The 4719-nt window shown below is 62.6% G+C and carries 7 protein-coding genes; 3 read left to right on the top strand and 4 right to left on the bottom strand.

The window, feature by feature from the left end:
* Positions 1-186: 186 nt before the first annotated feature.
* Both ACZYOF_RS42285 and ACZYOF_RS42280 read right to left on the bottom strand, forming a co-directional pair.
* Positions 187-351: a hypothetical protein gene (locus ACZYOF_RS42285; protein WP_463719443.1), complete on the bottom strand. Its 165-nt coding sequence runs from the start codon at positions 349-351 to the stop codon at positions 187-189.
* Between the two features lie 8 nt (positions 352-359).
* Positions 360-590, bottom strand: a complete 231-nt coding sequence (locus ACZYOF_RS42280; protein WP_463719442.1) for a DUF6894 family protein — start codon at positions 588-590, stop codon at positions 360-362.
* A 261-nt stretch (positions 591-851) separates the two neighbouring features.
* On the opposite strand from ACZYOF_RS42280, the gene ACZYOF_RS42275 reads away from it, so the two are divergent.
* The gene (locus ACZYOF_RS42275) at positions 852-1121 is read left to right on the top strand and encodes a DUF2312 domain-containing protein (protein WP_130584065.1); all 270 of its coding nucleotides are present in this window, start codon (positions 852-854) and stop codon (positions 1119-1121) included.
* 108 nt (positions 1122-1229) lie between these two features.
* On the opposite strand, the gene ACZYOF_RS42270 is transcribed toward ACZYOF_RS42275, so the two are convergent.
* Complete coding sequence (locus ACZYOF_RS42270) at positions 1230-2189, bottom strand: hypothetical protein (RefSeq protein WP_130584064.1); 960 nt, start codon at positions 2187-2189, stop codon at positions 1230-1232.
* Positions 2190-2783: 594 nt separating this feature from the next.
* On the opposite strand from ACZYOF_RS42270, the gene ACZYOF_RS42265 reads away from it, so the two are divergent.
* A complete protein-coding gene (locus ACZYOF_RS42265) occupies positions 2784-3029 on the top strand; it encodes a DUF3551 domain-containing protein (protein WP_463719441.1) in 246 nt (81 codons plus the stop codon).
* A gap of 551 nt (positions 3030-3580) precedes the next feature.
* On the opposite strand, the gene ACZYOF_RS42260 is transcribed toward ACZYOF_RS42265, so the two are convergent.
* Positions 3581-4114 (bottom strand): hypothetical protein, encoded by a 534-nt coding sequence (locus tag ACZYOF_RS42260; RefSeq protein WP_463719440.1) that lies wholly within the window; start codon positions 4112-4114, stop codon positions 3581-3583.
* A gap of 252 nt (positions 4115-4366) precedes the next feature.
* On the opposite strand from ACZYOF_RS42260, the gene ACZYOF_RS42255 reads away from it, so the two are divergent.
* On the top strand, positions 4367-4600 hold the full coding sequence (locus ACZYOF_RS42255) for a hypothetical protein (RefSeq protein WP_463719439.1): 234 nt from the start codon (positions 4367-4369) through the stop codon (positions 4598-4600).
* Positions 4601-4719: the final 119 nt, after the last annotated feature.

Below are 4719 nucleotides of genomic sequence, written 5' to 3'. Positions count from 1 at the left end.
CGCTACGAAAAAACCGCACGAAATTACTTCGCTGTCGTCGCTATCGCCGCAACTCTGCTCTGGCTAACATAACTGTCCACGCGACCTAGAGCATGATCCGGAAAAGTGGAGACCGGTTTTCCGAAAAGATCATGCGCAAACAAAAAGCTAAAGCGGGATGACGATTCGAAGAAACGTCATCACGCTCTAAGAAACCCGGTCCTTGGCGTGCCACTTCGGGCCGCGCCCTCGCATGTAGTGAAGCTCAGGCCGATAGGGGTTGCAGACGGTTCCGATCAGCTTGTGGCAGCTTGCGACGATCGCGTGCAGGCGCCGGCGGAGCGGCCTCCAGGAGGCTTTGGCGAGCGGCATGGCGGCGCTCAGTGCGACTTGCCGAGCACGGACGCGAACGGCACGACGAGGACTTCGTCGCCGAGCTCATCGGTGACGTGCAGGATCCAGCCGCGCCAATCTTCTTCGCTGGGCGTCATGATGAGCGCGCGCACCAGGCCTTCCGCATGCTCGCGTGCCTCGGCCAAGTCCATCGCGTGACCGCATTCATCGATCAAGACGTGTTGGGCGTCGGAGCAATGGAAATACAGTTCAGCCATGTTCCGCCTCCTGCGGCAAGCGACCTCGCAGCCTACCGATAGCAGCTCGGATGACGGCGGAGAATCCGGGTGATCCCCCATCGGGAAATTACGGGGAATGCTGAGGTTTCGACTCAAGTCGACTGGGATTGATTTGCTCGGCTGAGGCTCAAATCCGCCAAGCGGTTGGCCCGGCGGGGGCCGCTTCCGCGAGCCCCGAGGTTAACGCATTGTTTATTTCTTTAAGCCCATTTTCACGACCTCATTCAGCAAAGAGGCACCATGTCTGACATCACCATTCCCGGCGGGCGTATTCGTTCCTTCGTCGAGCGGATCGAGAACCTGGACACCGAATTGCAGGAGTTGAACGAGCAGAAGAAGGAGGTCTTCTCGGAAGCCAAGGGCGAAGGCTTCGACGTGAAGATCCTCAAGGAGATCATCAAGCTGCGGAAGGAAGATAAGGAAGAGCGCGACGAGCGCGAATCCCTGCTCGATCTCTATATGCGCGCGATGGAAACCTCACCGCCGGAAAAGACCGCCAAGGCGGCGTGACGCAAGCGACGTGAAGTGCGTAGGGCGGGTTGCCGCAGCGTAACCCGCCGACGCGCTGGAGTGAGCGGCGGATTACGCCTTCGGCCAACCCGCCCTACGGGCTGCGGCTCACCAATAGGGATCGTCATAGGGGTCGACCGTATACGGCGGGGGCATCCAAGGCGCTGGCGGCCGTCTGGGCCGCCGAGGTTCGATTGCGGCGGGCCCGTGCGGGCGCGCGGCCACATTGTTCTCTTTCTTCACGGTCGGCGCGGAGGGTTTCGCGGACAGGGTGGCGAGCTGCCCTTGCAGCGCCTGTATCTGCTCGGCGATGCGCGCGCTGTCTCGGGCATTCTGCTCCTGAGCCGTCTTGAGCTGTTGAATAGAGTCGGCATGCTCGCGAAGCGTTTGTTCGTGACTGCTCTTTAATTGCTCGAGCTTATTGTTAATGCTCACAAGGCCCTGCGCGATGGTCTTGAGCGATTGCGCCACATCGACGGATGCCGGGGCGGCGGATGTGGTGGCGCCGGCTGGCGGAGCGTCTTTCGTTTCCTTGGGGTTCGAAGGCGCCGGCGCTTCCTTGGGGCTCGCGGGCGCCGGCGCGGAAGGCTGTTCAGCCGCGTCTGCTACCTGGACAACCAGCGATTTCGCCGGATCGCGACGCTCGGCCGCCTCTGGAGGCAGTGCCGAGACGTGCGGCGTCCATCGCGCCATGATCGCCTTGGCCTCATCGCCATATCGCGCGGCGAGCGCGGCACCAGCGATGCCTATCGCCAACAGAAGGCCCGCGAGGGCTCGCAGCACGGGGCGACCCCGTCGCGGCGCCGGGTCGCGAGCCGGGTTCTCCGACGTTGGTGCCTCGTTCACGGTGGCAGTGTCGGATCGCTCTGTGCCGGCACCTTCCTGCCGGATCGGTTGGCTATCGCCGCCGCGCTCCAATCCGGAGACCAATCGGTCGAGCCGCGTAAGGTCTTCGCCGGCACTCTTGATCCGTTCATAGGCCCGGGCCAGCTCGCCATCGGCGCGCGGCATGCCCTGCGGTTCGTCCGGCTTCGGGTCGTCCGTGTCAGCCACCGATGCGCTCTCCATTCAGTCTTGCAGCAACGGAATGAGTGCGGCAGTCCGAGATTGTTGGGAGGATAGTTCTCGTCGCCGTGTCGATCAAGACAAGGCGGGCATGAGGGAGAATTTAAGGCGACCTCGGCCGGCCGCTTCCGCTAGTCAAGTCGGGGCGACAGCCTATCGCCGTTACAATTGGGCTTTGGTCGGATGCGATATTGAAACCAGAGGTCGTGGCGCTCGCCGGGGGCCATGACAGGAATGACGGCCATCAGCGCCGCGGTATAGGGATGCAGCGGTGCTTCGTAGAGCGTTTTTCCGGGTCCGCGCTTCGCGCGGCCCGATGACAGGCTCCGCGTAACCCGCCGATGAACTACGATCTGACGGCTTCGCAAGCCGACCGTTGAGCCGCGCAGATGCCGAATCCGCATAGCGCGCCGCTTCGAGTGGGCTCATGCTGGCCGGGCGCCCGGTTTCTCGGACGGATCGCGACGACTTTCCGTCCCTGGTGCGCACCTTCGGGCCTGTGCTCGATGAGTTCGAAATCGATCGCGCCGCTTTTCGGCGATATCGCAAGAGCGACTTCCTCCGTGGAACCAGGCACCCATCTTCAGGAGGCATCTCATGCGACGTCTCATATTCGCCCTGTCCATTGCCGTTCCAGCAGCGGCGGGAGCAATCTCGCCAGCCACTGCGCAGGACTATCCTTACTGCCTGCAGGGAAAGGACTGGGGCCTTCCGGGCCTTTGCCACTTCTGGACCTACGAACAATGCGCGGCGAGCGCATCCGGCACGTTCTCGTATTGCGGGATCAACCCGCGCTTTGCCTTTTTCTACACGCAGCCAGGCCGCTGGCCGCCGCCGCACTGAGGTCGAGTTGACATAAAGAAGCCCCGCGCGGCGGGCTCAACGCGAACGGCTTATCGGACGAGATCCGGCTGTCCGACGTTGACGCTCGCTTCATCTCTACCGCGTCCGGCAAGCGGAACAGCCACGCAACGACCCGCCCGCCCCAAACGAGAGCTGAGCCATGAAATGCACCAAGCCGTCGTTTGCCGTCGTCTGCGCACTCCTGGCAGTGCCTCTGTCCTTGAGTATTGGCAGACTCAATGCGCGCGAGTCCGATCTCGCCACTGCTACATTGGCAGCCGCTCGGACCGCCAAGCAGCAATGCGTGAATAGCTGTCGTGCGCGATATCGCGACTGCCGTCATCTGAAACAGCTACCATCGTTCGAGTGTCGGGGTGTCTACCAGGACTGCACCCGATTTACTTGTAGCGGTTCAGGACCGGGATGACACCGACTTGCCTTTTGCGGCCGTCAGCGGCAACGCGAGCGTAAGGCGGGTTAGCGAAGCGTAACCTGCCGACGTGCGAAGAGTGAGCGGCGGATTATGCCTTCGGCTAATCCGCCCCACGGTCCTAACACCCGCCGATGCCGCCGAAGAGATCGGCTGAGCCGGCGTTGCCGGCCGTTGACGGTATTGCGCCGAGACAGCGCGAGCTCGATGAGGCGCCGCCGCCAGCGCTACCCGCGCCCGACGTGGCGTTGGGCGTGACGGTTTGCGTGTTGGCGCCAATGCCGCCCACAGGTCCCGTTGTCACCGCGGTAGCGCCTGCCTCCGCTGGAATCTGGTAGGTTGGGGCGCCGAGCGGATCGGACGCGCAGCCGAACGCCGTCAGATTGGCGCTCAGCGATACGCCGGCCGAACAGGGCACCGCCACGGGCGCAACGCTACTGAAGCTTCCTCCCGTTGCCCCGGTCACTCCCTGGCCGGATGGCACGATCGCGCCGGTCACCGTGCTCACCGCGTTGGTCGGGGAGTTGACCTGCGCGCCGGTTTGAGCACTGACCTGAGGGGTCGGCTGCGTGCCCACCGACGAACTCACCTGCGCGTGAGCGGCGGCAGACACGCCAAGCCACAGAGGGACCGCAAGGATGAGCATTCGTTTCATCGCGCTCTCCTGTCTTGCCGAAGCGACGATGAGGTCGTGATACGGCTTCCGCCCGCCCGTCGCTTCAACGCCTCCGACGCAGAGGGGTTCCCTGGGACCGAGCCTCAGTGGGTAGGGCGGGTTAGCGAAGCATAGCCCGCCGATGTACGGAGAGTGAGCGGCAGATTACGCCTTCGGCTGATCCGCCCGGGCTGTCGATTTTTCTCGGCGGAAAATTATGATGGTGATTTGTGTAGGCTGATGAGCGAGGGCATGACAGAGCTAGTTTTTTGCTGCGATCAGTACGCTGTGAAGGCGAGCGTCGGTGGTTTGCCGTCGATGTATTCGGAATACGTGCATCAGGCAGTTCTAAGTGAGGATCTTGGGATCCGATCAGCGGAAGGGACAGCTCTGTTCTTTGCCGTTGGCAGTAGCGCGGCGAACTGGCCTGATTTGGTGGTCGCATTGCGCTTCAGCCCTGGCCCCGAGAGCGGCTTTTATCCGTGAGCGTCATCCGGCGACCACGCACTGAGGGCTGATCTGGTCGGCTAGGAAGATCTCGTGGATTGTTTCGTCACGAGGTCACCATGTCAAAAGATAGTTGTAAGGATGGCGATAAGGATAGG

This window comes from Bradyrhizobium sp. LeoA1Lang (genome assembly GCF_055413685.1).
This window is presented reverse-complemented; position numbering and strand designations above follow the sequence as displayed.